We start from the raw sequence: 25,282 nt of genomic DNA, 5'->3' as shown, positions 1-25,282 counted from the left end.
AATGCCCCCTGGTCATTCGGTTTTAAGTACTTTGTCTTCAGCCGAAACCAATCGTAAATCTATGGGGCCATAGTTAAAGAGCAGGGTATGGAGCAGCCAGATATAGAAGATGACCGCCAGGACCGCACTTGGTGCATAAAAATAACCGGCAGGGCAGAGCACAAGTACCGTGAACCAGTGCAGAATAATGGTTTTTTTTGAGTGCAGTCTTAAAGGGAAATCCCCATGCCTGCTGATAACAGCGAGACCACTGAGGTTCCAGCCGTAGAGGGCGGTGAAGGCGTGCAGCCGCAACAAGGGGAGTTGCCTCTGCGGGTCGTAGCTGTCAGAGAAGGCGACCAGGATATAAATAATCCCGGTAATGGAGGTTATCAGCAGAAACAGTATGCCTGAAGTGAGGAAGGCCTTTTGCTGAACCTGGATGCCCTGGTGATAATAGAGGTAGAGGGTGAGGGCCACCGCCAGGAACAGGGTGGTGGCTATCATGACCTGGGGTACGAACCACCGGGCCAGGATAAAGACGAAGAACACGATAACCCCGAGGTTGATTGTCCAGAACAGGGTCTCTTTGATATGTACCGTAAACTCCATCTCATGTTTCTGCATCAGCGAATAGATTACCGACATGGAAATCAGTGAGAGCGGAAATGAAAATCCGAGAAAGAAGGTGTCGAGTTTCAGTTTCTCCAGATAAAACCAATGGGTGTATACGCTGTTGAGGATAACAGGAGAGGAGAGTATCAGGCTCATCGACAGGCAGAGCAGGGAGGCCTGATGAAACTTCCGGGAAACGCTTTCCCTGATGTTGAAAAGGTCTCGGGGGACGATGGAGCCGAAGTGATCGATACGGACTTTTTCCGTGATTGTGGCCAGAAACAGAGGGATAATAAGGGTTGGGACATACCACTCTAAAAAACTGAACAGGGCGAAGCAGATAGAGAGCAGGAAAAAGAGCCTTCCTTTTTTTGAGAGTCGTTTGCGATCCTCTGTAAAATAAATAAGCAGGGTGCCGCCACTGCATAGATTGAACAGGAATATGTGGAGCCGCTCGAAGTTCATTTCCTCCGTTGGAATGAGGTGGTGCATAAAACCACACCCGAGGGCAATGCTCATAATGACAAGCAGTGTCGTTTTCAGTTGTCTGCTCAAGGTCGTTCCTCCCCGTGACTGCCTGGTATTTTTTTCCCTAATATTCTTCGTAATGTGGATTCCAGGTTCTCATGGCGGAATCTAAACCCGGAGTCTTGTAATTTCCCGCATGATACGCGACAGCTTGACAACATGATTTCAGAGGCCATCTGCCCGAACACTGTTGTTAAAAGAGTCGCCGGCAAGGGATGCACCCGTGGTCGTGAAGTGACCCGGCTGAGAATTTCAATCAATTCCTTGTTGGTGACAGGAGACGGTGCGGCGATATTGACAGCACCAGACAGCGTTGGTGTTGCGAGGCAATGCAGCATCGCGGCTGCCATATCATCGATGCTCATCCAGCTGATGTACTGGTTTCCCGAACCGAAATAGCGGATGTAAGCAAGGGGCGATGTGCTGATAAGACGGTTCAGGGCACCTCCTTGGGGGGTGAGACCGACTCCAAGGCGCATGAATATTGTTCGTATGTTACTCTTCTGCGCCGGAAGCGCAGCTTTTTCCCATCTTGCGCAGACGTTGGAGATGAAACCGGTGCCGGGGGGATCCTCTTCAGTCAGCAGGGTGTCCGCTCGATCACCGTAATAACCAACGGCAGAGGCGGATAGAAATACCTGGGGTGGGTTGGGCAGGGCGGCGATTGTTTCGGCCAGTAATTGCGTGCCCTTGACACGGCTTTCGAGTACCCGCCGTTTTTTGGCCTCCGACCATCGGGTCAGCCCGATATATTCACCGGCCAGATGAATGACCGCATCGACAGGGGGCAGGTTGCCGGTATCAATTTTCCCCTTGGCTGGCTGCCAGTAGATCTCCTGTTTGTCTGTATCCGGTTTTCGCCTGACCAGGGTAAAGACCTTATGTCCACCAGTAGTGAGCATTGGTACCAGGGTCTTGCCAAGTGTGCCGCTGGCACCGGAAATCAGGATGGAGAGAGGCTTTTGGCTGTATCTTTGGTGGAGCAGGATATCCTCATAAAGGACATGCTGTCTGTACTCAAAACTCCGCTGTAATTTTTTCCTGATCTGGGTGGCAACAATGGGAGGAAGCAGGGCCTGGCCGGGGAGACTGAAGTTGATGTGATCATCAAGTTTGCAGCCTGCTTCGGTGTTTGAAAAGCTGTGTGTATGGCTAAACTGTGAAAACGGACCCCGGTGCTGGATGTCCTTAAACCGTACACCCGGCACATCCTCAATGTGGTGGGCCTCCCAGAGCAGTGGGATTGGGCCTATGTGTATTTTGAGTAGAACCTTCCCGCCTGGTTTTATCGATCCTACTCTTCGTATGAGCGTGTTCCTTTCCCATGGGGGTAAAAGTCTCTCCAGTGCCCCTGGGCGGGCGTGGTAATCGTAGAGCTCCCTGGCTGAGCAGGGATAAACAGAAGAATACGTGAATGTGGAGACATTGGTCACGGGGCTCAACCTTTTGGCTATTCAGGGGACTGGGGATTCATCCGCCTCTTATGGTAAACATCAGTTTAATGAATGGCAATTTCTTTTAAGGTTTTCGGGCATGTTAGTAAATGAGGATTTGCGAATGGTTTTTCTGATTGACATCTTCGTGATTCCGATTCACTATGGGCATGATGTGTGCATATGAACGTATCACGGTGTGGTATTGTTGCCCGGAATTATTCTGTAATCTTCTATATCCTTAAAGGGAATCGTCATGGGAAAATGTAAAATTGTTGTTATCGGCGGGTCTGCTGCAGGTGCAAAAGCAGCGGCCAAGGCGCGGAGGCTGGATCAGACTGCAGAGATAACCATTATTCAGAAAGATCCGGATCTGTCCATGGCGAGTTGTGGCTACCCTTATTATGTGGGGGGCACCTTCGAGAATAGAAATTCTCTTCTGGCAACGCCTACAGGTGTAGTACGGGATCCGTCATTTTTTCAGAAGACCAAGGATATCAACGCACTGGTTGAGACGGAATGCCTTTTGATTGACCGGGAAGCAAAAAAGATTGAATGCCGGAGCCTGAAAAACGGGGAGATGCATACCGTCGGATACGACAAGCTGATACTTTGTACCGGCGCATCACCACGCCGTTTGCCTGTCCCCGGTACGGATTTGCTGGGCGTTACAGCCCTGTTATCCATGGCTGATACGGATTTTCTGCATCGTGTCTCCACTTCCGGTGAGGTGAAAAATGCGGTTATAATCGGCGGTGGTCTGATCGGCGTGGAGGCGTGTGAGGCCCTGGTCAATCGTGGTGTCAAGGTGACACTGATTGAAATGGTCGATCAGGTGTTGCCCATGCTGGATTTACAATTGGCAAAGCTTGTTGAAAACCACATGGAGGCCAAAGGGGTAGTGGTATTCAGCGGCACTCGGCTGGCAGAATTTACAGGTGAGAATGGCAGGATAAAAGAAGTGCGCCTGGCAGGTGGAGAGAGTCTGCCATGTGATCTGGCTGTTATGGCAACAGGGGTTCAGCCAACAGTTAAACTGGCTGCTGATTGTGGGCTGAATATCGGGCAATTGGGTGGTATTGAGGTCGACAAGTTCATGCAGACCTCGGATGAATCTATCTATGCAGCTGGGGATTGTGTCGAGTGTGTCGACTTGATAAGCGGTAAAAAAGTACTGGCCCCGATGGGTGATTTGGCAAACCTGCAGGGAAGGGTTGCCGGTGAAAACGCAGTACTGGGTAATAGCGTGACCTTTCCCGGAACGACCCGTACCGCTATCTGTAAGGTATTTGATTTCAGTGCAGGTGTAACCGGGCTTACGGAGAAGCAGGCACGTGAGATCGGTATGACGGATATTGAGACAGTTGTGAATGCAAGTCCCGATAAGCCTGGTTTCATGGGAGCCGGACTGTTGATCAGCAAATTACTTATTGAAAAGAGCAGCCAGAAAATTCTCGGATATCAGTGTACGGGCAACGGGGATGTGAGTCGTCAGTTGGCAACGGCGGCCATGGCAGTAACAGGCGGTCTGACCATTTCCGATATTGCCACTGCCGATCTTCCCTACGCACCGCCTTTCTCTCTGGCCATCGATCATTTTATCGCCTCATCACACCTGATGCAGAATAAGCTAAAAGGCAGGATGAAGTCGATATCGGCAGAAGAACTCCACCAGCTTGTTTACAGTGGAAATACTCCTTTTCTTATTGACGGCAGGGGGCCGGATGAATATGAAGTATTACGTCTCGGAATCGGAGAGAAATACATCCCATTGGGCATGTTGCGCAGCAAACTCTCAGAACTGCCGGCGGATAAAGATGCAGAAATAGTTTGCTTCTGCAAGATATCCCTGCGAGGATATGAAACAGCGCTCATTCTGGAAGCAAATGGCTGGACCAATGTAAAGGTACTGGAGGGTGGTATAATGGCCTGGCCCTATAAACGAGAGAAATAGAACCGGCAGACGGACGGTCGGTATCAGGGGGAATCAGTGGACGGTAAAAAGAACGGGAACCTGTTGGAAAGCCATGAACATTGTGTTGTCTGCGGGAGGAACAATCCGTTTTCACTCGGGTTGCAGTTCCAGCCTGTGGACGGTGAGGCGGTGGAAGGTTTTTTTACCGGAGGCCCTCACTTGCAGGGGTATGAAGGTATACTGCATGGCGGCGTAATCTCGGCGGTGCTGGATTCGGCTATGGCGCATTGTCTGCTGCTCCAGAATATCAAGGCGGTGACGGCTGATCTCAGGGTGCGGTTCCTGCATTCCATTCCCTGCTCCAGCAAAGTGACGATCAGGGCCTGGCTGACCTGTGCTGTTTCTACCCTTTATGAAGTTAAGGCAGAAGCCTGGGTGGACGGCAAGAGGATGGCCCGGGCGAAAGCAAAATTTATGGAAAACGGTGAAGTCGGATGAGCACGTTTAACCTGACGGTTGTTGTTGATAATAAGGGCGGAGAGGGCCTGGAAACCGAACACGGCTATAGTTTACACATTGAAACGCCATCAGGAAATATCCTTCTGGATACTGGTCAGAAAGATGCGCTGTCTACTAACTGTAAGACGTTGGGAATAGATCTGCATGAGGTCACGGCCCTGGTGCTCAGCCATGGTCATTATGATCACACCGGTGGAGTTCCGGAAGTTATCCGCCATAATCGAGAGGTTGACATCTATTTACATTCGGCCGCATTTCATCCGCGGTACAGTTTGGATGGCGAGAAACCGAGTATGGTCAGGATGCCGCTTACCGCCATGGAGGCGGTTATGAATCATGACGACATGCGGATTCACTGGTTGACCAGGCCGTTGTCCCCTTTTCACGGCGTCGGAATTACCGGGCCTATCGCCAGGAATTATGCTTTTGAGGATACCGGTGGCAGTTTCTATCTCGATCCTGAGGGGAAAAAGGTCGACACCATAAAAGATGATGTGGCGCTCTGGCTACATGGAAAAAACGGCCTGGTGATCTGCCTGGGTTGCTGCCACTCAGGACTTCTCAACACCCTGGAGTATATTACTGTCAGGACGGGTGAAAAACGAATCGATACCATCATTGGCGGCATGCATTTGCTTCATGCCGGCAGTTCGAGGTTAGAGAAAACTGTTGAGGAGCTGGGCCGGTATGATATCGGTCGGATTATTGCCTGTCATTGCAGTGGGGAAAAAGCCGTAGAGTACCTTGATAAAAATCTGGCGTGTGATGTGTCCTTCGGGCATGCCGGCTTACGCTTATCCTTTGGCTAGGTTGTCAGAAATTTCAGGAAATTCTGGCTGTGGCAGTGTGAGAAGAGGTACTGAAGGGTATAGGTCAGTTTGATTTTTCACGGCCGGCGGTTTCGTCTGCCAGCTCCTTTTTTCGTGCCTCTGCTATTCTCCTGAATATCTCTATCACGATGGGCAGTTTGCGGAAATTCTTGGTGGTTATCCTCCGGACAACCACGTCACTGTCGGCTATGACCGTAGCCGTACGTTTCTGTTCATTACCGAAGTAGGCCATCTCTCCAAAAATATCACCGCCCTGCATGGTTGATAACAATTCGCCAGCTTGATTGTAGGTCTTGGCCGTGCCGTAATCGAGATAATAGATACCATCCGGGGGATCACCTATATTGATGATGGCCGAACCCTTGTTGTGCCACTCCAGCTTGAACATCTGTTCCCACTGGGTATCTTCAATAAGGGTATGAAACACATCGTAATCCATCGCCTTCAGTAACTGCTTGGAGAGATGATACAACCGGTCACCCAGCGTATCCCTCTTCTTTTCGGTCAGCATCATGCCCCGGGCGTTGAAACTGGAATCGGGATAGGGAATCTCGCGAATGTATTCAAGAATCCGGAAGATGGCCTTGTCTTCCTTGCCAGTTAGCTCGGTAAACATCGCCTGTGCTTCCACAAGCTTGGTGCGCACCTTGGGGAAATCAGGCAGGATACCTTCAAGAAGGTTGCCGCTGAAGTGATCCATCGCTTCATTCTTCCGTGCTATAAACTCGCGTAACTTTTCCTCGTCGGTGTCGATCGGGCAGTTGTTTATCCCCGGTTTGTAAACCGAATAGGCATTCATCGGATGCAGAACCGAGGAGAGGCTGAATTTACCGATACTTACCAGATAGTCGTCCTCTCCTTGCTGTTTCCGGGCAACCTCACGGTCCATGAGCATTGTGGTTCCGAAATGTCCGCACAACTCCTCAAGGCGGTTGGCAATGGCAAAGCAGGTACTGAACTTTGCGGTTTTGCCAAACAGTTCCGCCTCGATAATATTACCGAGGAAGATACCCATCCTCGTGGGAGGAATGTGGTTCTGGCTTATTGCCGAGGCGAGTTTAATGGCTGTCTGGACCGCCCGGGTGGAGATGGTTGCATCGGTATCACCGGGATTTTTCTTGAATACGATGAGAGCACCGTCACCTGCGGACGGTTCCAGGTCAACCGGTTGGTTTTCTGGTGTTACGATAATGTCCCGTAGGCTGTGGTGGTAGGCAATGATAAAGTTTTTCAGTTCCTCCGGACACATGGCAGAGGTGAGCTGGGAGTAGCCCACCATGTCTGTCATCATCACAACCACCTTCTGTTCCGGATTGTGATGGCCCGTTTTCGTTACCGCTTCACTCATTTGAATTGGAAAACCCTTTTTCTCACTTCTGTTGGAGAATGTTTATCTCGCTCTACCTTGTATTTATAACAATGATAGCGTACACAAATCTTTCGGACAACGTCTAATGCCAAGCGTAGTTTTGCTGAACTTTTCGACAGAAAGACAATAAAACATTAGGCTGTCCGAAAAGATTGTCTATTCGCTCTTCCCCTTCAATCAAATACCGTTAAGTCGGTGGGCAAACTCCTCTGAAGTAAAGGTGTACTCCTGCGTACCGTGGGTTTCTACCGCAAATGAGGCACAGACTGATCCGAGACGGCAGCTTTCAGCAAGGTCTTTGCCCGCGGCCAACCCGGAGAGGAGCCCACCCCGAAAGGCGTCGCCGCACCCGGTAGGGTCGACCACTGTCTCCGCCCTGGCTGCCTCAATTTTGGTACTGCCTCCGTTGGTATAGAGCATGGACCCCTCTTCACCGAGGGTTATGACGGTTGCATTTGCGAGTGCCATGAGTTCTTCCCGGCTCTTCCCGGTTTTATTGAGTATCATGTCAAACTCATAATCGTTGACAATGAGCAGTGGGCAGTCAGTAATAACATCAATCATGTCTTCTGCGGCGATGACGGGAATTTGCTGGCCCGGATCGAAAATGTAGAAGATTCCCCTCTCTTTACATGACCGCGGATAGTTCACCATGTCTTCCATGTTTCCAGGGGAAACTATCATGAGTGTTTCTTTCGGGTTCAGCTTCCCAAAATCCAGGTTTGAGCTATGTTTCATGGCACCAGGGTTGAAACCGGTTATCTGGTTGTCTCCCTTATCAGTGGTAATGTAGGCACCTGCGGTAAACTCCTCCTCAATTACAACTATTCCCTCTGTACTGATATCGTTTTTATCCAGCCACTTGAAATATCGCCGGTAATCGTGGCCTATGGTTGCGGTTATGGCAGAACTGTTACCCATAAGTGTTAAGGCATAGCTAATATTGCCTGCGGTGCCGCCAAAGTTTTCCGTAACATTGTCAACCAGGAAGCATACATTGAGTACATGGATCTTATCGGGCAGTATATGGTCAGAGAACTTTTCCGGGAAGGTCATGATCCGATCATAGGCGAGAGAGCCGGAGATTGTAATATTCATTCAGGATTTCCTTGTGTAGCGTTTTAGGATGGCCGGGTAATAGGGTGATCGCAGCACTTTCCCGGGCCGGCCAAACCCTTCGGTGCCATCTTTTGACGGGCATATCATAATTCGCAAGTGGCAGTGTGGCAAAGAAAATCTGATCAATTGACTTGCAATACAGCTAATCCTGCCTTTTTGGCATGGTCTGAAAAGCGCCACGGTTGTAAAGAACCAGATTTGCAGGAAAATATTTTTACAATTGGGCAGGAAAAGTGATAGGGTCAAAAGGTGGTTGGTAAAACGATTGGAAAAACCTCTTCGGGAGACAGTATGGTCGGCTTCATAAAACAGCTATTGCCCAGGAAAGTAAAAACCAAGTTGCTGGTAATTCTTGGTATTCTCATTACTGCTATGATCGTCATACCCATTACGCAGATATATACCTCGACGATTAGAAATGCCTTGTCAGGATCGGAAATGAGTCTTCGCTCCACTGTTTTTCAGGTACGGGATAAGATGATCACAGACAAACTTGAACAGCTTACCCTGGTTGGCGTGTCGGTTGTTTCCATGCCTTCCGTTCAGGATAATGTCAAGTTCCAGAGCCGTAGTGATTTGCTTGATATTTCCCGGCCACTGCTTGGGCGGTTACGGAAAACCATGGAAGTTAATGTCTTTGCTTTTCACCTGCCGCCCGCAAAAACATTGCTTCGGGTAGAGGATCCGGATCGATTTGACGATGACGTCTCGGCTGTCTACGGTTCTGTTGTGCAGGCTAATAAGGAGGAGGAACAGGTCGTCGGGCTGGAAATGGGAGAAAATGGTCTGGCTCTCAGAAGTGTAGTACCCGTATTGTACCTCAATCGTAAACATGTCGGCACTCTTTTGCTGGAGGCACCACTCAATGATACACTCGCAGAGGAGATAAAAGAATTCGCCGATATGAACATCTCCCTTGTTGTTCCGGACGGAGACGGTTTCCGCTACCAGGCCAAGACCCACAACCTGACGATTCCTGAGCGAAAATTTGCGGCACTGAGAAAGATATTGGATTCCGGCGAACTGAAAGTGCAGCGTGTCTCAAAAAATGGCAAGGAATTTATGACAGCCTACCTGCCATTACAGGACTATACCGGCAGGAATGTCGCAATTCTTGCACTGCCGAAGGATATCAGTTCAGTGCTGGCTGCGGCGAAACGGTCGGCTTTAACCTTCGCCGGTGTGGGGCTGGTTGCGCTGATTGTCATTCAGGGAATCGTCTACCTGTTGTTTCAACGGCTGGTCGATAAAAATATAAAGCAGCTTACCTCTGTTCTGGAATCGGCAAGTCGGGGCGACCTGACAGAACGTGTCGATAATTCAGGGATTGTTGCGGTTAATTGTTCATCTATCACGGAATGTGGAGTAAAGGAATGCTCCATGTATGGCAAGAAGGGATATTGCTGGGAGGAGGCGGGTTCCGCTTCAACACATGTTCAGTGCCCAAAGATTCTGAGTGGGGAATATAATTCATGCAGTGAATGCAGGAAAGTGTTCGGCAATGCAGTACAAGATGAATTTTCTGAACTTAATGCCTATATCCATGCCTTCATGGGAAATGTTCGTTCCATGATAGGTGATATCCGTGGTTCAAGTGTAAGCCTGAACGGGTCTGCGGACAATTTACGCTCTGTATCCATGGCTATCGACGAAGGAACCTCCAATGCAGCGTCTCGCGCCGAGTCAGTTGCTGCTGCCGCTGAGGAGATGAGCTCGAATATGAGTACGGTTGCTGTGGCAACGGAGCAGGCGGCAGCCAACGTGAAGGTTATGACCTCGGCAACCGAAGAGATATCCGGCTCGGTGGCAAATATAGAAAATTCAACAACCCAGGCAAAATCGATCACCACAACAGCTGTAAACGAGGCGAGTGCGGTGTCGGCCAAGGTTGATGAGTTGGGCAGCGCCGCCCATGATATAGGCAAGGTGACCGAGACGATTGCCGAGATCTCGGAACAGACGAACCTGTTGGCCCTTAATGCAACGATTGAGGCGGCAAGGGCAGGGGAAGCCGGGAAGGGGTTTGCCGTGGTGGCTAATGAGATCAAGGAACTGGCAAGGCAGACAGCTGAAGCGACCGGTGAAATCAAGCAGCGTATCGATGGTATCCAGAATTCAACGGAGGCGACGGTTGATGGTATTCGAACCATCTCTGATATTATTACAGAGATAGATACTTTTGTCGGTAACATCACTATCGCTGTTGAAGAGCAGGGTTCGGTGATGACTGAGTTAGTTGCAAATATCTCCGAGACCGGAGAGGGGATTAACGAGGTCGCAGCGAATGTGGCGCAGAGTTCCAGGGTGTCCAGTGAAATAGCCGTGGATATTGCCCAGGTGAACCAGACTGCTGTAGAAATTTCCTCGGGAACCGGCAAAATTCTTGAGAACGGTGAAGAGCTCAAGAGGCTGGCCGATCAACTCCAGCAACAGATTGAAAAATTCAAGGTGTAGTCACGCTCAACGGCCTCCAGAGGAATTGCCTGAAAAAGGTTGGTGAATTGAATCGTTTTAACGAGTAGTATAGCGCGACCATTTCCTGGGGGGGGAAGGTGATGAGAGTGTGATATGAACTGGTGTAACTGCATTGTTTCCCGTAGATATAATTTGGTTTCTGCCGGCAGGGTACTCTGTCTCATCCTGTTGTTGCTGACCTGGAGTGGGCCTGCCGGGGGTGTTGTCTCCTCTGCCTCGAAGGAGCCGGTCACTATAGCGGCAATATTTGCCCATACCGGTCTCGCTGCAGAGTCCAATGCGCCGATCATTGAGATGATCGAGCTGGCGGTGGAGAGAGTTAATCTGTCGGGTGGTGTGCTTGGCCGACCACTCCGAGTTTTGCAGCTGGACAACCTCTCTACGCCTATCGGTTCGAGGGACACCGCGATAGCTGCCATAAATGCCGGGGTTACGGCAGTTATTGGTGCCCACTGGAGTTCTCACTCCCTGGCTATTGCTCCCCTACTGCAGAAAGCCGGGATTCCGATGATAACTCCCACGTCGACTAATCCCCGGGTTACCAGGGGGCGCAATTATGTGTTCAGGGTCTGCTTCCTCGATTCCGAGCAGGGGAGAAAGACAGGGCGTTTTGCCGCGGTGAATCTGGGGGCAAAATCCGTAGCGATATTGAGTAACATTGATCAGGAATATTCCATCACCCTGGCTGATTATTTTGAAGAGGCGTTCGTCCGGTTCGGTGGTAAAGTTCTTTTTAGCGGTGAATACAGAGGTAATGCCACTGATTTCTCTACTCTGATAGAACAGCTGCTTCTGCATAATCCTGAGTTAATTTATATCCCTGGTTATACCAGAGATGCCGGATTATTCATTAAACAGGCACGTGGTATGGGGCTCACGTCAACGATCTTTGGCGGGGATGGCTGGGACGATCCTTCAGGTATTGCCGGAGATGCCTTAAACGGTACATATAAAACAGTTCACTATCACCCTGATTATCCCGGCGGCGAAGAGAAGGAATTCAGCTGGTTATACAGCTTGAAAGACGAAAAGAACAGTTTTTCCCTGACCAATCCGCTTGCCTATGATGCGGTTATGGTCCTTCGTGATGCGATAGAACGGGCTGGTACCAGCAACGCCTCTGCGGTTCGTGATGCCATGGCGGCAACTGTTTCTTTCAAGGGAGCCTCAGGAACGTTGAACTTTGATGCTAACGGTGATCCTGTTGGGCGAAAGGTTATAGTTACCAGATATAACAAGGGCTGGTCGGTTGTCAGAACTATGTCGTGCCAATAGCAAATCCTCTGGTATTCCGGAAAAATATTGGTAGTTTGTAGTAGTATAACATGTTTTAATGAGTGTCCTCAGGCAGCCTGATGAACGGGTTGCCGTTCTTATGGCAACTGCTTGAATCCGATGGGTTCCGTTTCGTGATGTTCAATCGTTTATCTGTCAAAATCATATCTGCCATGGCCCTGGCCATGCTGGTCATTGTTATGGTATTCCTGGCGTTTATCTATCCTCTTGAGGAACAGAGGGCCAACGATCAGGTGAAACGGGTAGAAATACTGCTCGATACTATTTATAAACAGAGAAAATATGATTTTGCCAACCAGCTATTCGCAAGGCAGCAGCTGGCCGTCACCGCCACTTTAAAGGAAATTGCGGATGCCGTTCAAGATGTTGAAAATGTATGTCTCTATGACCCAGACGGTCTGGTGTTGGAATGTTCATCCACGCCGCAGTTAATTCCCCCATCATTTCTCCCGATAGATGATTTTACCGGTGAACAGGTCTTTATTGAATATACGTCGGACAAGGGGAGCCAGGCAGGTTTTTATCTCAATGAAATAGAGGTTATTGGTGAGCGGGTGGCGTTTCTCGGGATATTTTGTAATCTTGAATCTATCCGGCGTGCAAATTATTTCATGTTTTCCGTTGGCCTCTTTCTCCTTGGTCTGTTCCTGACGGGTATATTGCTCAACACCTATCTTTTTAAAGAGGTTGTGCAACCCCTCATCCTTTTGCAGAATGGAATGCGAAAAACTGCCCAGGGGATTCTCGGAGAGAAGGTGGAACTGGATCGTAAAGATGAATTGGGAGACATGGCACGGACATTTAATGAGATGTCCGAAAAGCTCATGCAGAACCGTGGAGAACTCGATCGTCACCATACCAATCTGGAGCAGCTTGTCCGCGATCGCACTGCTGAACTCTTTCAGGCCAAGGAGCAGGCTGAGAGAACTGAAGAGAAACAACGCCAGCAGGCAGAGCTTATGCGGATTATGATGGAAACCATACCGCATCCGATTTTTTATAAGGATATGAAAGGGAAATATATCGAATGCAACGACGCGTTCATGAAATTTCTCGGCCGGAAGAAGTCAGATATTATCGGCAAAACGGTATATGACGTGGCACCACCGGACCTGGCGCCGATGTATAATGACCTGGACCTGGAACTGCTGGGAAATCCCGGGACACGTTCCTATCAGTACCCTGTTATCGGTGCAAACGGAGAGAGCCGGGAAGTCTCGTTTAACAAGGCTACTATTTCCGATCATGCCGGTAATGTTATCGGGCTTGTAGGCAGTATGCTGGATATCACCCAGCTGGTCAGGGCACGTGAGGAGGCGGAGGTTGCCAATCGTGCCAAAAGTCAGTTCCTGGCCAATATGAGTCATGAGATACGAACCCCGATGAATGGGGTTATTGGCATGATTTCCCTGTTGTTCGATACCGAACTGACACCTCTACAGCAGGAATATGTCAAGACGGCAAAAACCAGTGGTGAGACTCTGCTCAGGGTTATCAATGACATCCTGGATTATTCAAAGATCGAGGCGGGGAAACTTGAATTTCAGGAGGTGGAATTCTCTGTACATGAAATGGTGAGGGACTGTCTTGAAATCCTTCAGTGCCGGGCTGATGATAAAGGTCTGGAACTGACGACTGTGATATCTCCGGAAGTGCCCGGAGTACTGTTTGGGGATCGTGGCCGGCTGCAGCAGATCCTGCTTAATCTGGTAGGAAACGGCCTCAAGTTTACAGATAAAGGTGAGGTGCGGGTCTTTGTTGAGGTTGTCGAGGCAACCAGCCGCGATATAGAACTAAAGTTCAGGGTGTGCGATACGGGCATCGGGATAGACATCGAACAGCAGGGAGTGCTCTTTCAATCTTTTTCACAGGTTGACGGCTCAAGCACCCGTCAATTCGGCGGAACCGGGTTAGGGCTTGCCATCAGCCGGCAGCTGGTTGAGATGTTTAACGGCATAATTGAGGTGTTTTCACAACCGGGCGAAGGAGCCGAGTTCTGGTTTACCGCACGACTTGGTCTGGAATCTTGTGGGACGGCAGATTCAGATGTGACTCCAGGACAGGAAGAGAGGGGATTATGGCAGGCCTTGACCGGTGACGATTTGGCCCAGCTGGATACTTCCACGTCCCACCGTATTCTTGTAACAGAGGATAACTCCATCAACCGGCAGGTAACCACCGCTCTCCTTGAGAAACTGGGATACTTTGATGTGGATGCGGTTGAGTCGGGGGAAGATGCGCTGACGGCGTTGACTGAGCGGGATTATGACCTGGTCTTGATGGATTTATCCATGCCCGGACTGGACGGCTTTGAAACTACAAAAATTATCCGGGATGGTTACAGTGGTATCAGAAATCCCGAAATACCAATCATCGCCCTGACTGCGCATGCCATGCAAGGAGTCAGGGATCGCTGTCTGACCGCTGGTATGAACGGGTACGTGAGTAAACCAATGGCCCTGGAACCTCTGGATAAGGCGTTGCGTGCAGTGTGGCCGGGACCAGATCTTCAACTTGCTGATATTCTTCCTGCCGGGGCGGTTGAGGTTGTTGCCGAAATGGAAAAACAACAGGCTGTTCTTGATTGGGACGTGCTGGTTGACAGATTGCTGGGTGATAAGGAAACGGCTGATTTGATACTCTCTGAACTCTCTCTCCAGTTACCGCAGCAGATGGCAGAACTGGAAACCTTGATCATAGACGGCAACCGTGTGGAAGCTGGTAAACAGGCCCATAAGATAAAGGGGGCTACGGCAAATGTCGGGGCCGAGTATCTTTGTTCTGTCCTGGCGGAAATGGAAGATGCAGCTGAGGTGGACCAGTTATTCCGGATGCGTCAACTCCTGCCCTCGGTGCGGCAGCGTCTTCATGAACTACTTGAGGAGATAACCAGGATCCGTAGTTCGATAAACTCATCTCCCACCTGCGATTAACCCGTTTCTGTGATGAAACGGGTTCTTTTGTACCTGTTAGTCTATTTTTTTTCGATAACCTTCATAACAGCTGAAAAGTCTTCGTCATCGCTGCCGTTACGTTTCGCCTTCAAGTATAACTCATTGGCGGCGGCTACCGTGTTGAGGGGCTGGTTGTGCTTTTCACCCAGTTCCAGGGCCAGGCGCATATCTTTTTGCATATGCTTGAGGGGAAATGCCGGGTTATAGGTGTTTGCAGCCATGAGAGGGCCCTTGAGCTGGAACATCGGGTTGTTGATGGCACCTTGGGCAAGAACCTCCAGGATGTCTGATTTCTGAAGCCCCACCTGTTCACCGAGTGCCAGACCTTCACTAAAGGCGGTCATCATTGTCCCCATTACCATATTGATAACAAGCTTTATCTGGGCGCCCTGGCCTATTTCAGGGAAATAGAACGATTTCTTTCCCATTATTCCCAAAGGTTCTGCCGCGTCCCTGTACAGGGATTCGTCTCCGGCACAGAGGAAAACGAGGGCGCCGTCCTCAGCCGGTTTCTTGCTGCCGGATACCGGTGCCTCTAGAAATCGGCCACCCTTGCCCTGTATGGTTTGGCAAAGTGCACGGGAGGTGTCGCTGTCGACAGTAGAGATGTCGATATACCCTTTTCCCGCCGTCATGGCCTGGGCAACTCCATGCTCTCCAAGGCAGACCGCTTTGGCCGCTTCGGGATCGGAGACCATGCCGAAGGTGATATCACAGGCCTCGATTACTTCGGCCGGGGTTTGGGCCTGGTTGGCCCCCATGTCAACCAGTGGGGTGCATCGTTCCGGAGTCCTGTTCCATACGGTTACGTCAAGACCGGCCTTGAGCAGGTTGGTTACCATGGCCTTACCCATGATTCCGATTCCTAGGAAGCCGTATTTGGTCATATTATTTCCTCCAAAAAAATGAATAGTATTTTGATAGTGTGTCTTTCTGTTTCACTATAAGCCGGGCTGAGACAGTTGGCAAAATGAAAACCGCTTTTTATCGTAATCTGTTGGGATGCTCTTCCATAAACTGCAAGATCCAGTAGAGCCACGGCATGACCAGGCAGAGGGAGGCGGTTGAAATAAGCCAGCAACTATTGGCGAGATCCAGGTCCATGTCGTAAATAGATGCAGCCAACAGGGAATTGAAGGCGGCAGGCATTGAGCTCAGGATCAACACAACTTTCAGGACCAGCCCGTCTTCCATACTGCCGAGTCCAGTCAGCCAGGCAAGGGTTGTGGCCCCGGCCGGCACAAGCAGGGACTTGATGAGTGTAACCAATATCCCTTTGGGCAGGTGTTCCGTTAGCCGGGAGAGACGCATTCCCATGCCGATAGAGACGATCAGGATAAAAGTCCCGGCCGGAATAAACAGGGCATTAACCGTTTCAAAAACAGGGGGACGGCAATGTGAGCCAGGTTCAGGGTCAAACCGGTGAAGAAGGCGGTCAGTATTGTCGCCACAAAAGGGTCCGTCATGACCGAGAAGGGTTTGGTACCGAAACTTCTTCCTTCGTTGCTGTGCCCTGAGCTGAAGTACCTGGCAATGGGGAAACCGATCGTATAGTAGTATATTTCCTCAAATATCTTGTATAACGCCACCAGTGCAAATCCAGCTTCTCCCAAAAACATGTAGCAGATCAGGGCGCCAATGGAGCCGATATTGGTGAATGAGCTGCAACAGAAGAGCACACCCTTCTGTCGTGGTGTACTTTGGGTCAACCTGGCAAGGAGAACCCCGTAGAAACCTCCTGTTACCAAGGCAAAAAGTCCGACCAAAGGGAGCAGTATGATTCGGAGATCCTGGAAATTAACCACCTATACTGCCGCCATAAACGAAACGGGCATGAAAAACAGCAGGCCGATTTTCTGGAGGATTTTACGAAGGTCATCGATGGGCAGGGGGAGTTGAATGCGACCTTTGATACTTCCGGAACGGATGGTATATCCGAGTGCTAAACCGGTGAGTATGAGAGTGAGTGAAAAGAGGAGCTTTTCCATGATAAACCGAAGTTTAATTAATGATATGTTTCGAATCATACTTATAACCATCTGAATATACTAGACTGCATCGAAAGACGATTGCAAGTATTTAAGGAAAAACTAACGGAGCAGCATTGCAGGTCTTGCAATGTTTTCCAAGATCATGTAGATAAAATGATTAATATGTCAGTACTATTTTTGGCCTGAATTATCCTATAACTCCGAGCCGAAAAACCTAAGATCGATTGACGGTCACGGTTTGAGGCCGATAGGGTTGCACTGGAAACGGGGCAGCCTTCCGACACTTGAAAAGGAGTCTGCATGAATGCATCTCGAACCGCTTGTTCCCTGCCAACTTCACGTCTCATCGACAAACACGGCCGTTCCGTTACCTACTTGAGACTTTCCATTACCGATCGCTGTAACCTCCGTTGTCGTTACTGTATGCCCGAAAAGGGCGTCAAAGTCTTGGGTCATGGTGAAATTCTCTCTTATGAAGAGCTTGAACGACTGGGCAGGCTCTTTACAGGTCTTGGTGTTCGTAAAATACGTATCACAGGGGGAGAGCCGTTTGTCAGAAAGGGCTGCCTGGAGTTCATGGAGAGGTTAAAGACGAACAATCCCGGGCTTGACCTGCGGCTTACTACCAACGGTGTCGCCGTCATGCCGCATCTCGCCGGTCTGAAACGGCTTGGCATCGACGGTATAAACCTCAGCCTCGACACCATGGACCCGGATCGTTTTCTGGATGTTACCAGGCGGGACAGGCTGGAAACCGTGTTGCTTGTTTTTCACGAAGCCCTGCGAATGGATATTCCCCTGAAAGTAAATAGTGTCGTACAGGTAGAGACCGGTGATGAAGATATCGTTCAGCTGGCTCAACTCGCCCGGGATAATAGTGTGGCTCTGCGTTTTATCGAACTGATGCCGTTTTCCGGCAAGGCCCGTTCTGATTTGTGTCGTGGAGAATCGCTGGCTGAAAGATTAGAGCGACTCTTTCCGGGGATGGTTGAAATTTCATCGAATGACATTGAGACCGCCAGGAAATTCTCTGTGCCTGGCTTTAAGGGAACGCTGGGTATAATCGAGGGGGAATCCAGACGTTTTTGTGCCAGTTGCAACAAGGTGAGGATCACTCCGGCCGGTTTGTTGAAAAACTGTCTGTATGACCGAGGTGTTCTGGACCTGCGTGAGCTTATGAGGAGCGGTGCTGAAGATCAGGAGATTGAGGCACGCATCATCGATAGTGTACGGGCAAAACTTGTCGACGGACATAAGGTTGCAGAGCAACAGGAAAGACTCTGTGAAGACTCAATGGCAACAATTGGCGGTTAAGGCATGATATCAGTTTCAGAAGCGTTAGAGATTTTAAAGAACAATCTTCCCGAACCGCGCATTGTCCGGGTTTCAATCAATGAGGCATTTTCCCGCAGGCTGGCAGAGGATATCCACTCTCCCGAGCCTTCACCACGCTATACAAGCTCGGCGATGGATGGCTATGCGGTACGTTGGGCCGATCTGCATGAGCTTCGTGATGATACACCCGTTTCGTTGAACGTTGTGGGTGAAAGCCAGGCGGGTGTTCCATATGCAGTGCGTTTAGAGGCTGGCGAGGCCGTCCGTATCAGCACCGGTGCAATGATTCCCGAAGGAAGTGATACGGTTATCAGGGTGGAAGATACTGAGGAAGAAGGGGGTATTGTTCTTATCAGGAAGTGTAAGAAAGAAGGCCAGGACGTCCGTCATGCAGGTGAGGAGTTCGGCCAGGGGGCAAAAATTCTTGATAAGGGGCTGGTATTAAAAGCTCGCCAGATTGCCTTACTTTCAGCGATTGGTTGCAATTCAATACCTGTTTATGATAAACCCCGGGTCTCTCTTTTTATCACCGGAACGGAGCTGGCCCACCATGGTGATGAGGAGATAAAACCGTTTCAGGTGCGTGACTCAAATGACCCGATGCTGCAGAGTGCTATCAAGGAGGCGGGCGGCGTCGTAGCCGAGAGCCTTCACGTAGAGGACGATCTGGAGGTGACAGTTCGGCAGTTGAGGATGGCGCTTGAAAAACAGAGCGATATTATCCTCTGTTCAGGAGGGGTGTCCGTAGGACGGCATGATCATGTGAAAGAGGCGGCAGAGATGGTCGGGTTTGATGAATTGTTCTGGAAGATACGTCAGAAGCCGGGGAAACCTCTCTATGTTGCAAGGCGTAATAGAACCTTGCTGTTCGGGTTGCCCGGCAACCCCGTGTCTGCTTTTATGTGTTTCCAGAATTTTGTGATGCCCAGTCTTGCCTCGCTACAGGGAGTGCAATACCTGAAAAAGACCATTACCGCGGAGGCGGAGGTCCCTGTTGTCAATATGGGTAAGCGAACCGACTTTATCAGGGTTGATATTACCAACGAGCCCAACTCAGTTCCAACCTTCAGACCTATAGCTCGTCAGGGGTCGCATATGCTCACCTCGATAGTTGAGGCGGACGGATATATTGCGGTGGAACCTGGATGTGATCTCAAACCGGGTGATTTGGCAGAGGTGTTTGTGTTTTAAGTTTTTTCATTTCACTTCAATCAGGGTTATGGCAATATTATCCCTGCCGCCATTATCGTTGGCCATATTGATAAGGATCTCCGCCTTTAACTGGGGCGGAGCATCATAAGCAAGAACGGAGATGAGTTCCTCCTCCCTGACCATGGTGTAAAGTCCGTCTGAACAGAGCAGGAACTGGCTACCGGGCTCCACTTGTCCGGTGATGATATCGACATCGATTTGCATATCGACGCCCACCGCCTGGAGCAGGACATTTCTGAACCTGCTTTTCTCCGCATCTTCACTCGCTATCACACCTTGGCTTATCTGCTCATGGAGTAATGAATGGTCTGTCGTCAGTTGGGAGAGTGCGTTGCCGGAATAGAGATAGGTCCTGCTGTCGCCCACGTGACCGAGGAGATAATGGTCTTCATAAAAAGTGAGCAGGTCCGCCGTGCAGCCCATACCGATCAGTTCCGGCTTTTCCACTACCTGCTGGTGGATCTTTTTGTGAGCCAGGTTGAAGCATGATTGGAGCCTGGCAATGGCTGAATCAAGGGCCGTGGGGGATGTATCACCGAAAACCTCGTCTGTTGCCTGCCGAAACAGGGAACTCGCTATTTCACCGCCGGCCTGTCCCCCCATGCCGTCGGCAACCAGGTAACAGTGCTGTTGGGTGTCGGCGTAACAGACATCTTCATTTTTTTCCCGTACCAATCCCGTATCTGTCTTGCAGCATGCTTCAATCGTTTGATTCATGAATAAACGTCCTTTCCCTTACTCTTTGATACGTGTATGCCCCGGCAGCAGCTATCGTCTAAAAATACGACACTGTTATGAAAGTGTGAACCAGGCAACCTGGCGGTCTTGGTATGCTGTAGACGTCGTTTCCCCAACAGTGCGTATCTGCCTGAGAAGATTGTCGGGAATTTATGCAGCTGCTATTGTGTCAGGAATTAATAATATTTTAATCGTTGAAAATCAAAAGAATTATTATAAGTTTTTGGTAAATGATGAGATAATGGATCATTTAGCCTGACAACAATTAACGGGAATCTGCAGGAATAACTCAATGCAAGGAATACGAACACGACAATCCGCTGATAGGTACGTGCCACTCGATGTGATCGGGAAGGGAGGTATGGCGGAGGTGTTTCGTTGTAAACTGGTGGGTGAGAAAGGCTTTGAGAAACTGATCGTCCTGAAAAAATTGCTGCCGGAAGCGGCGAGGGATTCTGAGCTGGTGACGAATTTCATCGATGAAGCGCGGCTCGCCGCTCTTCTCCAGCACGAGAATATTGCCCATATATATAATTTCGGTGAGTTCGACAATTCCTTTTTTATTGCCATGGAATACCTCTTCGGCAAGGATCTTCATTCTATTATGGTCCAGGCACGGGAGAGAAAGCACGCCATGGGGGTTGAGCATGCACTCCTTGTTGCTCTCAAGATCTGTGAGGGTATGGAATACGCACATAAGCTCAAGGATCTCCGTCAGCGCCCCCTCAACATCATCCACCGGGACCTGACCCCGCATAATGTGTTTGTTACGTATGACGGGAACGTCAAGATTATCGATTTCGGTATTGCCAAAGCAGAACTCTATGATCACCGGACCCAGGCGGGGGTGGTCAAGGGTAAGATTTCCTATATGTCGCCCGAACAGCTCGTCGGCAACGGCATTGACCGTCGTTCAGATATCTTTTCGATAGGTATCCTTCTCTATGAAATGTTAAGCGGTAAACGTATGTACAGGGGAGATACCGCAACTCTTATCCGGAAATGCCTGGCTGTGGAGTACGACCCGCTGGAGACGGTCGCACCGGGTTTGCCAACGGCTGTTTACTCAATACTGCGTAATGCCCTCATAAAGGATAAGGAGAGAAGGTACCAATCCTGTCTTGAGATGATTCGGGATCTTGAGGATTGTCTTTTTGCAATCAAGAAATATTCACACCGGCAACTCTTGAAAGAATACATCCTCACGTTGTTTGGGGATGAGTATGAAAAGGAAAAAACCGAATTGTCGGGTCTGCGGGACACGGAAGATGATAGTACCGAGTTCAACGGGGCTGATTTTGGTTCTATCGAACAGACGATTATTGAGGATGTAACTCTACCCGAGTTGCCGGAGCAAACTGTCCAGACCACATATCTCAACTATGAGAATCCCTCCTTGAAAGGCAAGGCACATACGTGGCTTGTACGAATGAGGGGCAAGATGACAGATCTTCTCGACAGGTTGGGTTGGAAGACCTGGGCCGTTGTTGGCGGCGGGCTGATTGGTGGCGTAATTATAATGTCTGTTTTCAGCCGCAACCCTGGGGGGGCGGAACCTTTGATGCTGGGCCTTAAGCTGCCTGCAGAGGTGACCACGGATCTTGCAGATACAGGGCGTAATCCGGCCTTGCAGGAGCAGATCAAGGATTCAGCACGTGAAATACTCGTTGAATATGTCTCCACTAAAGAGGAGCTGGAATCATTATTGGCGAAAGGTCGTACTGCCATTACAGAAGGGCGGCTGACGACCCCAGGCGAGACGTCTGCTCTCAAGTATTACAGGGAAGTGCTCAAGAGGGATCCCGATAACAATGTTGCCATGGATGGTTTACGTGTTATTGGGGAACAATATGCAGAGCTGGTTGAAAAAAGCCTTGGACACAGGAACCTTGCCGGGGCCAGGGACTTCCTTGAAAAAGGTCTGGCGGTCTCACCGGACAATCACCGTCTGGCTCTCCTCAGGGAGAGGATCGAACGCGAAAAACTGGAACACGTCGACTATTTACGATCCAAGGCGGAGGAGGCCTTGCGGCGTAATAAATTGACCACACCCTACAACCAGAGTGCATATAAATATTACAAGGACATCAGGCAGATTACGGGGAACGGGGAAGATGCCCGGGAGGTGCTGCGACAGATCGGGAATCGATATGCCGTTCTCGGAGAAGTGGCACACAGGGACTTCAAATTCACCCAGGCTCGTAGTTACGTGTCAAAAGGGTTGGAGATAGCCCCTTCAAACAAGCGCCTTCTGTCTCTCAAGCAGGAACTGGCCAAGAGTAAGCCTGAAGTTTTTTTCAGTGGACTTGAGAAGAAGCTGAATTCAATTTTTCAGTAAAAATGATATGGTACCCCGCCCCGTTGCGTATTGTTATCCCCAAAAACGATGAACAAGTTGCTTAAACCATGAGCGCCTATCTTCTTCTACCGGTGTTGCAACTGGAGGAGGTTGCGGTTTCACTTGTGGTTGAGGGCTTTCAATCTTTCCCGATTCTGATTTGATTAATTCCCTGTATTCACTGGTGTCGAGGATACGGGTCTTGTCGTCGCCCTCAAACCCATCATCCAGGTCGCTTTTGGGGATAGTGTCGGACAGATCGAAAAGGAGTGTGTGCTTACCGATAAGGATAAGATCCCGGTGCCGCAGGTTGTGCATGGAGACCTTCTTCTTGTTGACAAATGTGCCGTTGGTAGAATCAAGATCCCGGATAACGAAGGTTGATGCGACGGCCTCTATCCGGGCGTGACTTCCTGAAACGGCCATGTTGTCGATGACAATATCATTTGTAGTCTTTCGACCAATGCTGCAATTCTGACCGATGGCGAGTGGATGGTCAAGTATTGTTTTATCTTTAAATTTGAGTGTGATTACCGGCATAGTTGTTTCGTTCCCCGTGATATAAAACATTGTTGACAACGAGAAAGCATTTTAGCTTCTGTTATAGAAGGATGTCAATATTGTTAGTATCTTTTTGTCAAGAACAGCCTTGTTAGGATATTATTAAGAAAGGAAGATTGGGTTATACCGTGGTGGGAGGTGAAATAATGTGAGGGTCGGCCCCCCATTCGGTTAGAATTATTTGTAATTTTTCAGGGAACGAGGCACTATATCGGTGAAAATATGCAGAACCCGATTAGAAAAGTGGGAAAGGAGGTGATATACCAGGTGCCTCACCTCTATTCTGTCGGGCAAAACGAATACAACAGGAGGCTGTTATGAAGTTAATAAATATGGGTATTGCAGGCATGATATTGCTTGTGACGACATCGTGTGCTGATTCAACACTGACAAAAGGTTCACAGGGAGCGATCGGTGGGGCCGCAGGTGGGGCAGTATTAGGTCAGGCTATCGGCCGGAATACAGAGGCGACCTTGATAGGCGCGGCCGTTGGTACCATGCTTGGTTATATTGTTGGCAACGAGATGGACAAGTTCGATAAGCGTCAGTTGAATTATGCATATGAGAGAGGTCCTTCGGGACAACCTGTCTCCTGGGTCAATCCCGACTCAGGTAATTCGTATCAGGTGGTGCCACAACCGGCTTATACCGGTGGGTCCAATCGTGTTTGCAGACAGGCAGAGATTATGGCTACCATTGATGGCAGGCCGGAAACAACCTATTCGACCGCCTGCCGTAACGATCAGGGTCAGTGGGTACTGCAGAACTGATGAGAGAGTAGAAACAGTACCGGACTCTAAAAAAGAAGTACCGAATGTAAAAAGGCCCTGCCCGATCATTGAATCGGGCAGGGCCTTTATTTATACTCCGTACGTGGGATATGTCTTCTAGAAGTGAACCCGCAGTCCGGCTCCAACCTGACCGTACAGGTCAAATTCGTCCAATTCATCTACAGCTGAACGAACTTCCGCATAAATAGAGAGTTTGTATGCGTCTGGTTTTTCATAAATCTGGGAGCCGACGTTGAAGATTACATCCAGATCGCTGTCTTCAGCGTCGATATCGTCGTCCCCGTCTGAAATCCAGCCACCAAGACCGATGCCGGCATACCAGCGAGACCAGTTATAATTGGCAAATACGTCAATGATAAAAGCGCTTGCGCCATCGGTACCTTCAAGTTTGGGTGCCACACCGACCATTCCGAGGACAGAAACGTTATCAGTGAGGTAATGCTCGTATCCGATTCTGGCAACGAGGTAGGTGGCAGGATCAACTTGGTAGAGCAAACCGAGATCGGCAACAAACGGCATCAGCTTCGGAGTTGTTGCAGGAGCGACCACAGGTGCAGGTTGTTCGGCAACGGTTTCAGAAGGGGCCGGCGGTGCAACAGGAGCAACCGGTACTGTAATCGGTGCAATAGACTTGAGGGCAATATTACCGCAAATGAGCGGGACGGAGAAAGTGTACCTTTGCCCGTCATGGTCAATGTCAAACTCATACGCCGGGATCCGGTTGTCAGATTCCCATACAACATGGTTGTCTATCAACAATGGGCCCTCGCCGTTACGGCGATAGAACATCCACTTCAGGGTTGTGCCTTTTTCGTACTCAACCTTGGTGATTTCAGCCTTGCCGACCTGGCTCATGAAAGAGTCATAAACAGGTCCGATTCCGGCAGCTTTGAAACCCACCTTGATTTCCCACTTTTTTTCGGCGACCATGGTGTACAGATCACCGATTGATGTCAGTGGTGGCTGGTAGAACGGATGATTACCCATGGTAGTAATCGCCTGGGCTGAGTGAGCCATGAACAACATGAGCATCATTGCCAATATCGTATGTACAAGATATCGGGTCTTCATTTGTTTTCTCTCCTGTAAAGTGTGAAATGGGTAAAAGAATACCATAATTCACCGATGGGCCCGGTGATAAAAAACAATATCCGTATTGGCATCTGGGAATGATAGATTTCAGATTTACATATCACTGTTACTCTGTCAATCCTAAAAGAAAACCGTGTCATATAATATGGTCAGGTTGTCATGATTGGTCAGTTTTCGTTATCATATGGGAAA

General features: G+C 49.6%; 21 protein-coding genes and 1 riboswitch. Of the genes, 10 read left to right on the top strand and 11 right to left on the bottom strand.

The window, feature by feature from the left end:
- Positions 1-12: 12 nt before the first annotated feature.
- The gene (locus tag GA520_RS15545; protein ID WP_163340476.1) at positions 13-1,149 is read right to left on the bottom strand and encodes a hypothetical protein; all 1,137 of its coding nucleotides are present in this window, start codon (positions 1,147-1,149) and stop codon (positions 13-15) included.
- Complete coding sequence (locus GA520_RS15540; RefSeq protein ID WP_163340475.1) at positions 1,146-2,555, bottom strand: TIGR01777 family oxidoreductase; 1,410 nt, start codon at positions 2,553-2,555, stop codon at positions 1,146-1,148. The genes GA520_RS15545 and GA520_RS15540 overlap by 4 nt, the downstream gene beginning before the upstream one ends.
- Positions 2,556-2,811: 256 nt before the next feature.
- Here GA520_RS15540 and GA520_RS15535 point away from each other — a divergent pair, with 256 nt between their 5' ends.
- From GA520_RS15535 to GA520_RS15525, 3 genes are read left to right on the top strand one after another with little or no spacing between them, the layout of a single operon-like run.
- Positions 2,812-4,509: an FAD-dependent oxidoreductase gene (locus tag GA520_RS15535; protein WP_163340474.1), complete on the top strand. Its 1,698-nt coding sequence runs from the start codon at positions 2,812-2,814 to the stop codon at positions 4,507-4,509.
- A 36-nt stretch (positions 4,510-4,545) separates the two neighbouring features.
- Complete coding sequence (locus GA520_RS15530; protein WP_163340473.1) at positions 4,546-4,968, top strand: PaaI family thioesterase; 423 nt, start codon at positions 4,546-4,548, stop codon at positions 4,966-4,968.
- On the top strand, positions 4,965-5,798 hold the full coding sequence (locus GA520_RS15525) for an MBL fold metallo-hydrolase (protein ID WP_163340472.1): 834 nt from the start codon (positions 4,965-4,967) through the stop codon (positions 5,796-5,798). The genes GA520_RS15530 and GA520_RS15525 overlap by 4 nt, the downstream gene beginning before the upstream one ends.
- A gap of 64 nt (positions 5,799-5,862) precedes the next feature.
- Here GA520_RS15525 and GA520_RS15520 read toward each other — a convergent pair whose 3' ends face one another.
- Together GA520_RS15520 and GA520_RS15515 are read right to left on the bottom strand one after the other, a co-directional pair.
- Positions 5,863-7,167 (bottom strand): cyclic nucleotide-binding domain-containing protein, encoded by a 1,305-nt coding sequence (locus GA520_RS15520; RefSeq protein WP_163340471.1) that lies wholly within the window; start codon positions 7,165-7,167, stop codon positions 5,863-5,865.
- 198 nt (positions 7,168-7,365) lie between these two features.
- Positions 7,366-8,286 (bottom strand): carbohydrate kinase family protein, encoded by a 921-nt coding sequence (locus GA520_RS15515; protein WP_163340470.1) that lies wholly within the window; start codon positions 8,284-8,286, stop codon positions 7,366-7,368.
- A 312-nt stretch (positions 8,287-8,598) separates the two neighbouring features.
- Between GA520_RS15515 and GA520_RS15510 the strand changes: the two genes are divergently transcribed.
- The 3 genes from GA520_RS15510 to GA520_RS15500 all read left to right on the top strand — a co-directional run bounded on the left by GA520_RS15510 (position 8,599) and on the right by GA520_RS15500 (position 15,011).
- Positions 8,599-10,761 (top strand): methyl-accepting chemotaxis protein, encoded by a 2,163-nt coding sequence (locus GA520_RS15510; RefSeq protein ID WP_163340469.1) that lies wholly within the window; start codon positions 8,599-8,601, stop codon positions 10,759-10,761.
- A gap of 114 nt (positions 10,762-10,875) precedes the next feature.
- The gene (locus GA520_RS15505) at positions 10,876-12,057 is read left to right on the top strand and encodes an ABC transporter substrate-binding protein (RefSeq protein ID WP_163340468.1); all 1,182 of its coding nucleotides are present in this window, start codon (positions 10,876-10,878) and stop codon (positions 12,055-12,057) included.
- 80 nt (positions 12,058-12,137) lie between these two features.
- Positions 12,138-15,011, top strand: a complete 2,874-nt coding sequence (locus GA520_RS15500; protein ID WP_163340467.1) for a response regulator — start codon at positions 12,138-12,140, stop codon at positions 15,009-15,011.
- A 41-nt stretch (positions 15,012-15,052) separates the two neighbouring features.
- Here the strand turns inward: GA520_RS15500 and GA520_RS15495 are convergent, their stop codons facing one another.
- The 4 genes from GA520_RS15495 to GA520_RS15480 all read right to left on the bottom strand — a co-directional run bounded on the left by GA520_RS15495 (position 15,053) and on the right by GA520_RS15480 (position 17,059).
- On the bottom strand, positions 15,053-15,919 hold the full coding sequence (locus GA520_RS15495; RefSeq protein ID WP_163340466.1) for an NAD(P)-dependent oxidoreductase: 867 nt from the start codon (positions 15,917-15,919) through the stop codon (positions 15,053-15,055).
- A 97-nt stretch (positions 15,920-16,016) separates the two neighbouring features.
- Complete coding sequence (locus GA520_RS15490) at positions 16,017-16,349, bottom strand: hypothetical protein (protein ID WP_304511235.1); 333 nt, start codon at positions 16,347-16,349, stop codon at positions 16,017-16,019.
- Positions 16,350-16,363: 14 nt separating this feature from the next.
- Entirely contained in the window at positions 16,364-16,837 is a 474-nt protein-coding gene (locus GA520_RS15485) for an AEC family transporter (RefSeq protein WP_163340464.1), read from the bottom strand.
- Complete coding sequence (locus GA520_RS15480; RefSeq protein ID WP_163340463.1) at positions 16,838-17,059, bottom strand: hypothetical protein; 222 nt, start codon at positions 17,057-17,059, stop codon at positions 16,838-16,840.
- A gap of 150 nt (positions 17,060-17,209) precedes the next feature.
- A riboswitch (molybdenum cofactor riboswitch) is annotated at positions 17,210-17,334 on the top strand.
- On the opposite strand from GA520_RS15480, the gene moaA reads away from it, so the two are divergent.
- Positions 17,324-18,337, top strand: a complete 1,014-nt coding sequence (gene moaA / locus GA520_RS15475) for a GTP 3',8-cyclase MoaA (protein ID WP_163340462.1) — start codon at positions 17,324-17,326, stop codon at positions 18,335-18,337. (Overlaps the previous riboswitch by 11 nt.)
- Positions 18,338-18,340: 3 nt before the next feature.
- Complete coding sequence (gene glp, locus GA520_RS15470; RefSeq protein WP_163340461.1) at positions 18,341-19,549, top strand: gephyrin-like molybdotransferase Glp; 1,209 nt, start codon at positions 18,341-18,343, stop codon at positions 19,547-19,549.
- Positions 19,550-19,555: 6 nt separating this feature from the next.
- On the opposite strand, the gene GA520_RS15465 is transcribed toward glp, so the two are convergent.
- A complete protein-coding gene (locus GA520_RS15465) occupies positions 19,556-20,287 on the bottom strand; it encodes a PP2C family serine/threonine-protein phosphatase (protein WP_163340460.1) in 732 nt (243 codons plus the stop codon).
- Positions 20,288-20,600: 313 nt separating this feature from the next.
- Between GA520_RS15465 and GA520_RS15460 the strand changes: the two genes are divergently transcribed.
- Positions 20,601-22,646 carry a serine/threonine-protein kinase gene (locus GA520_RS15460; protein WP_163340459.1) on the top strand — a complete coding sequence of 682 codons (2,046 nt, stop codon included), beginning with the start codon at positions 20,601-20,603 and terminating at the stop codon, positions 22,644-22,646.
- 33 nt (positions 22,647-22,679) lie between these two features.
- Here GA520_RS15460 and GA520_RS15455 read toward each other — a convergent pair whose 3' ends face one another.
- Entirely contained in the window at positions 22,680-23,186 is a 507-nt protein-coding gene (locus GA520_RS15455) for an FHA domain-containing protein (RefSeq protein WP_163340458.1), read from the bottom strand.
- A gap of 338 nt (positions 23,187-23,524) precedes the next feature.
- Here GA520_RS15455 and GA520_RS15450 point away from each other — a divergent pair, with 338 nt between their 5' ends.
- Complete coding sequence (locus GA520_RS15450) at positions 23,525-23,977, top strand: glycine zipper domain-containing protein (protein WP_163340457.1); 453 nt, start codon at positions 23,525-23,527, stop codon at positions 23,975-23,977.
- Between the two features lie 117 nt (positions 23,978-24,094).
- Here GA520_RS15450 and GA520_RS15445 read toward each other — a convergent pair whose 3' ends face one another.
- On the bottom strand, positions 24,095-25,069 hold the full coding sequence (locus tag GA520_RS15445; RefSeq protein ID WP_163340456.1) for a hypothetical protein: 975 nt from the start codon (positions 25,067-25,069) through the stop codon (positions 24,095-24,097).
- Positions 25,070-25,282: the final 213 nt, after the last annotated feature.

Origin of the sequence: Desulfopila sp. IMCC35008, from assembly GCF_010646885.2 — a bacterium.
Classification (GTDB): domain Bacteria; phylum Desulfobacterota; class Desulfobulbia; order Desulfobulbales; family Desulfocapsaceae; genus Desulfopila.
This window is presented reverse-complemented; position numbering and strand designations above follow the sequence as displayed.

What these genes read in the sequence shown, in the direction of transcription:
- GA520_RS15535 (WP_163340474.1), top strand. Translation starts at nt 2,812, where the DNA reads ATGGGAAAATGTAAAATTGTTGTTATCGGCGGGTCTGCTGCAGGTGCA.
- GA520_RS15525 (WP_163340472.1), top strand. Translation starts at nt 4,965, where the DNA reads ATGAGCACGTTTAACCTGACGGTTGTTGTTGATAATAAGGGCGGAGAG.
- GA520_RS15520 (WP_163340471.1), bottom strand. Translation starts at nt 7,167, where the DNA reads ATGAGTGAAGCGGTAACGAAAACGGGCCATCACAATCCGGAACAGAAG.
- GA520_RS15515 (WP_163340470.1), bottom strand. Translation starts at nt 8,286, where the DNA reads ATGAATATTACAATCTCCGGCTCTCTCGCCTATGATCGGATCATGACC.
- GA520_RS15510 (WP_163340469.1), top strand. Translation starts at nt 8,599, where the DNA reads ATGGTCGGCTTCATAAAACAGCTATTGCCCAGGAAAGTAAAAACCAAG.
- GA520_RS15505 (WP_163340468.1), top strand. Translation starts at nt 10,876, where the DNA reads ATGAACTGGTGTAACTGCATTGTTTCCCGTAGATATAATTTGGTTTCT.
- GA520_RS15500 (WP_163340467.1), top strand. Translation starts at nt 12,138, where the DNA reads ATGAACGGGTTGCCGTTCTTATGGCAACTGCTTGAATCCGATGGGTTC.
- GA520_RS15495 (WP_163340466.1), bottom strand. Translation starts at nt 15,919, where the DNA reads ATGACCAAATACGGCTTCCTAGGAATCGGAATCATGGGTAAGGCCATG.
- GA520_RS15490 (WP_304511235.1), bottom strand. Translation starts at nt 16,349, where the DNA reads ATGGGAATGCGTCTCTCCCGGCTAACGGAACACCTGCCCAAAGGGATA.
- GA520_RS15480 (WP_163340463.1), bottom strand. Translation starts at nt 17,059, where the DNA reads ATGATTCGAAACATATCATTAATTAAACTTCGGTTTATCATGGAAAAG.
- moaA (WP_163340462.1), top strand. Translation starts at nt 17,324, where the DNA reads ATGAATGCATCTCGAACCGCTTGTTCCCTGCCAACTTCACGTCTCATC.
- glp (WP_163340461.1), top strand. Translation starts at nt 18,341, where the DNA reads ATGATATCAGTTTCAGAAGCGTTAGAGATTTTAAAGAACAATCTTCCC.
- GA520_RS15465 (WP_163340460.1), bottom strand. Translation starts at nt 20,287, where the DNA reads ATGAATCAAACGATTGAAGCATGCTGCAAGACAGATACGGGATTGGTA.
- GA520_RS15460 (WP_163340459.1), top strand. Translation starts at nt 20,601, where the DNA reads ATGCAAGGAATACGAACACGACAATCCGCTGATAGGTACGTGCCACTC.
- GA520_RS15455 (WP_163340458.1), bottom strand. Translation starts at nt 23,186, where the DNA reads ATGCCGGTAATCACACTCAAATTTAAAGATAAAACAATACTTGACCAT.
- GA520_RS15450 (WP_163340457.1), top strand. Translation starts at nt 23,525, where the DNA reads ATGAAGTTAATAAATATGGGTATTGCAGGCATGATATTGCTTGTGACG.
- GA520_RS15445 (WP_163340456.1), bottom strand. Translation starts at nt 25,069, where the DNA reads ATGAAGACCCGATATCTTGTACATACGATATTGGCAATGATGCTCATG.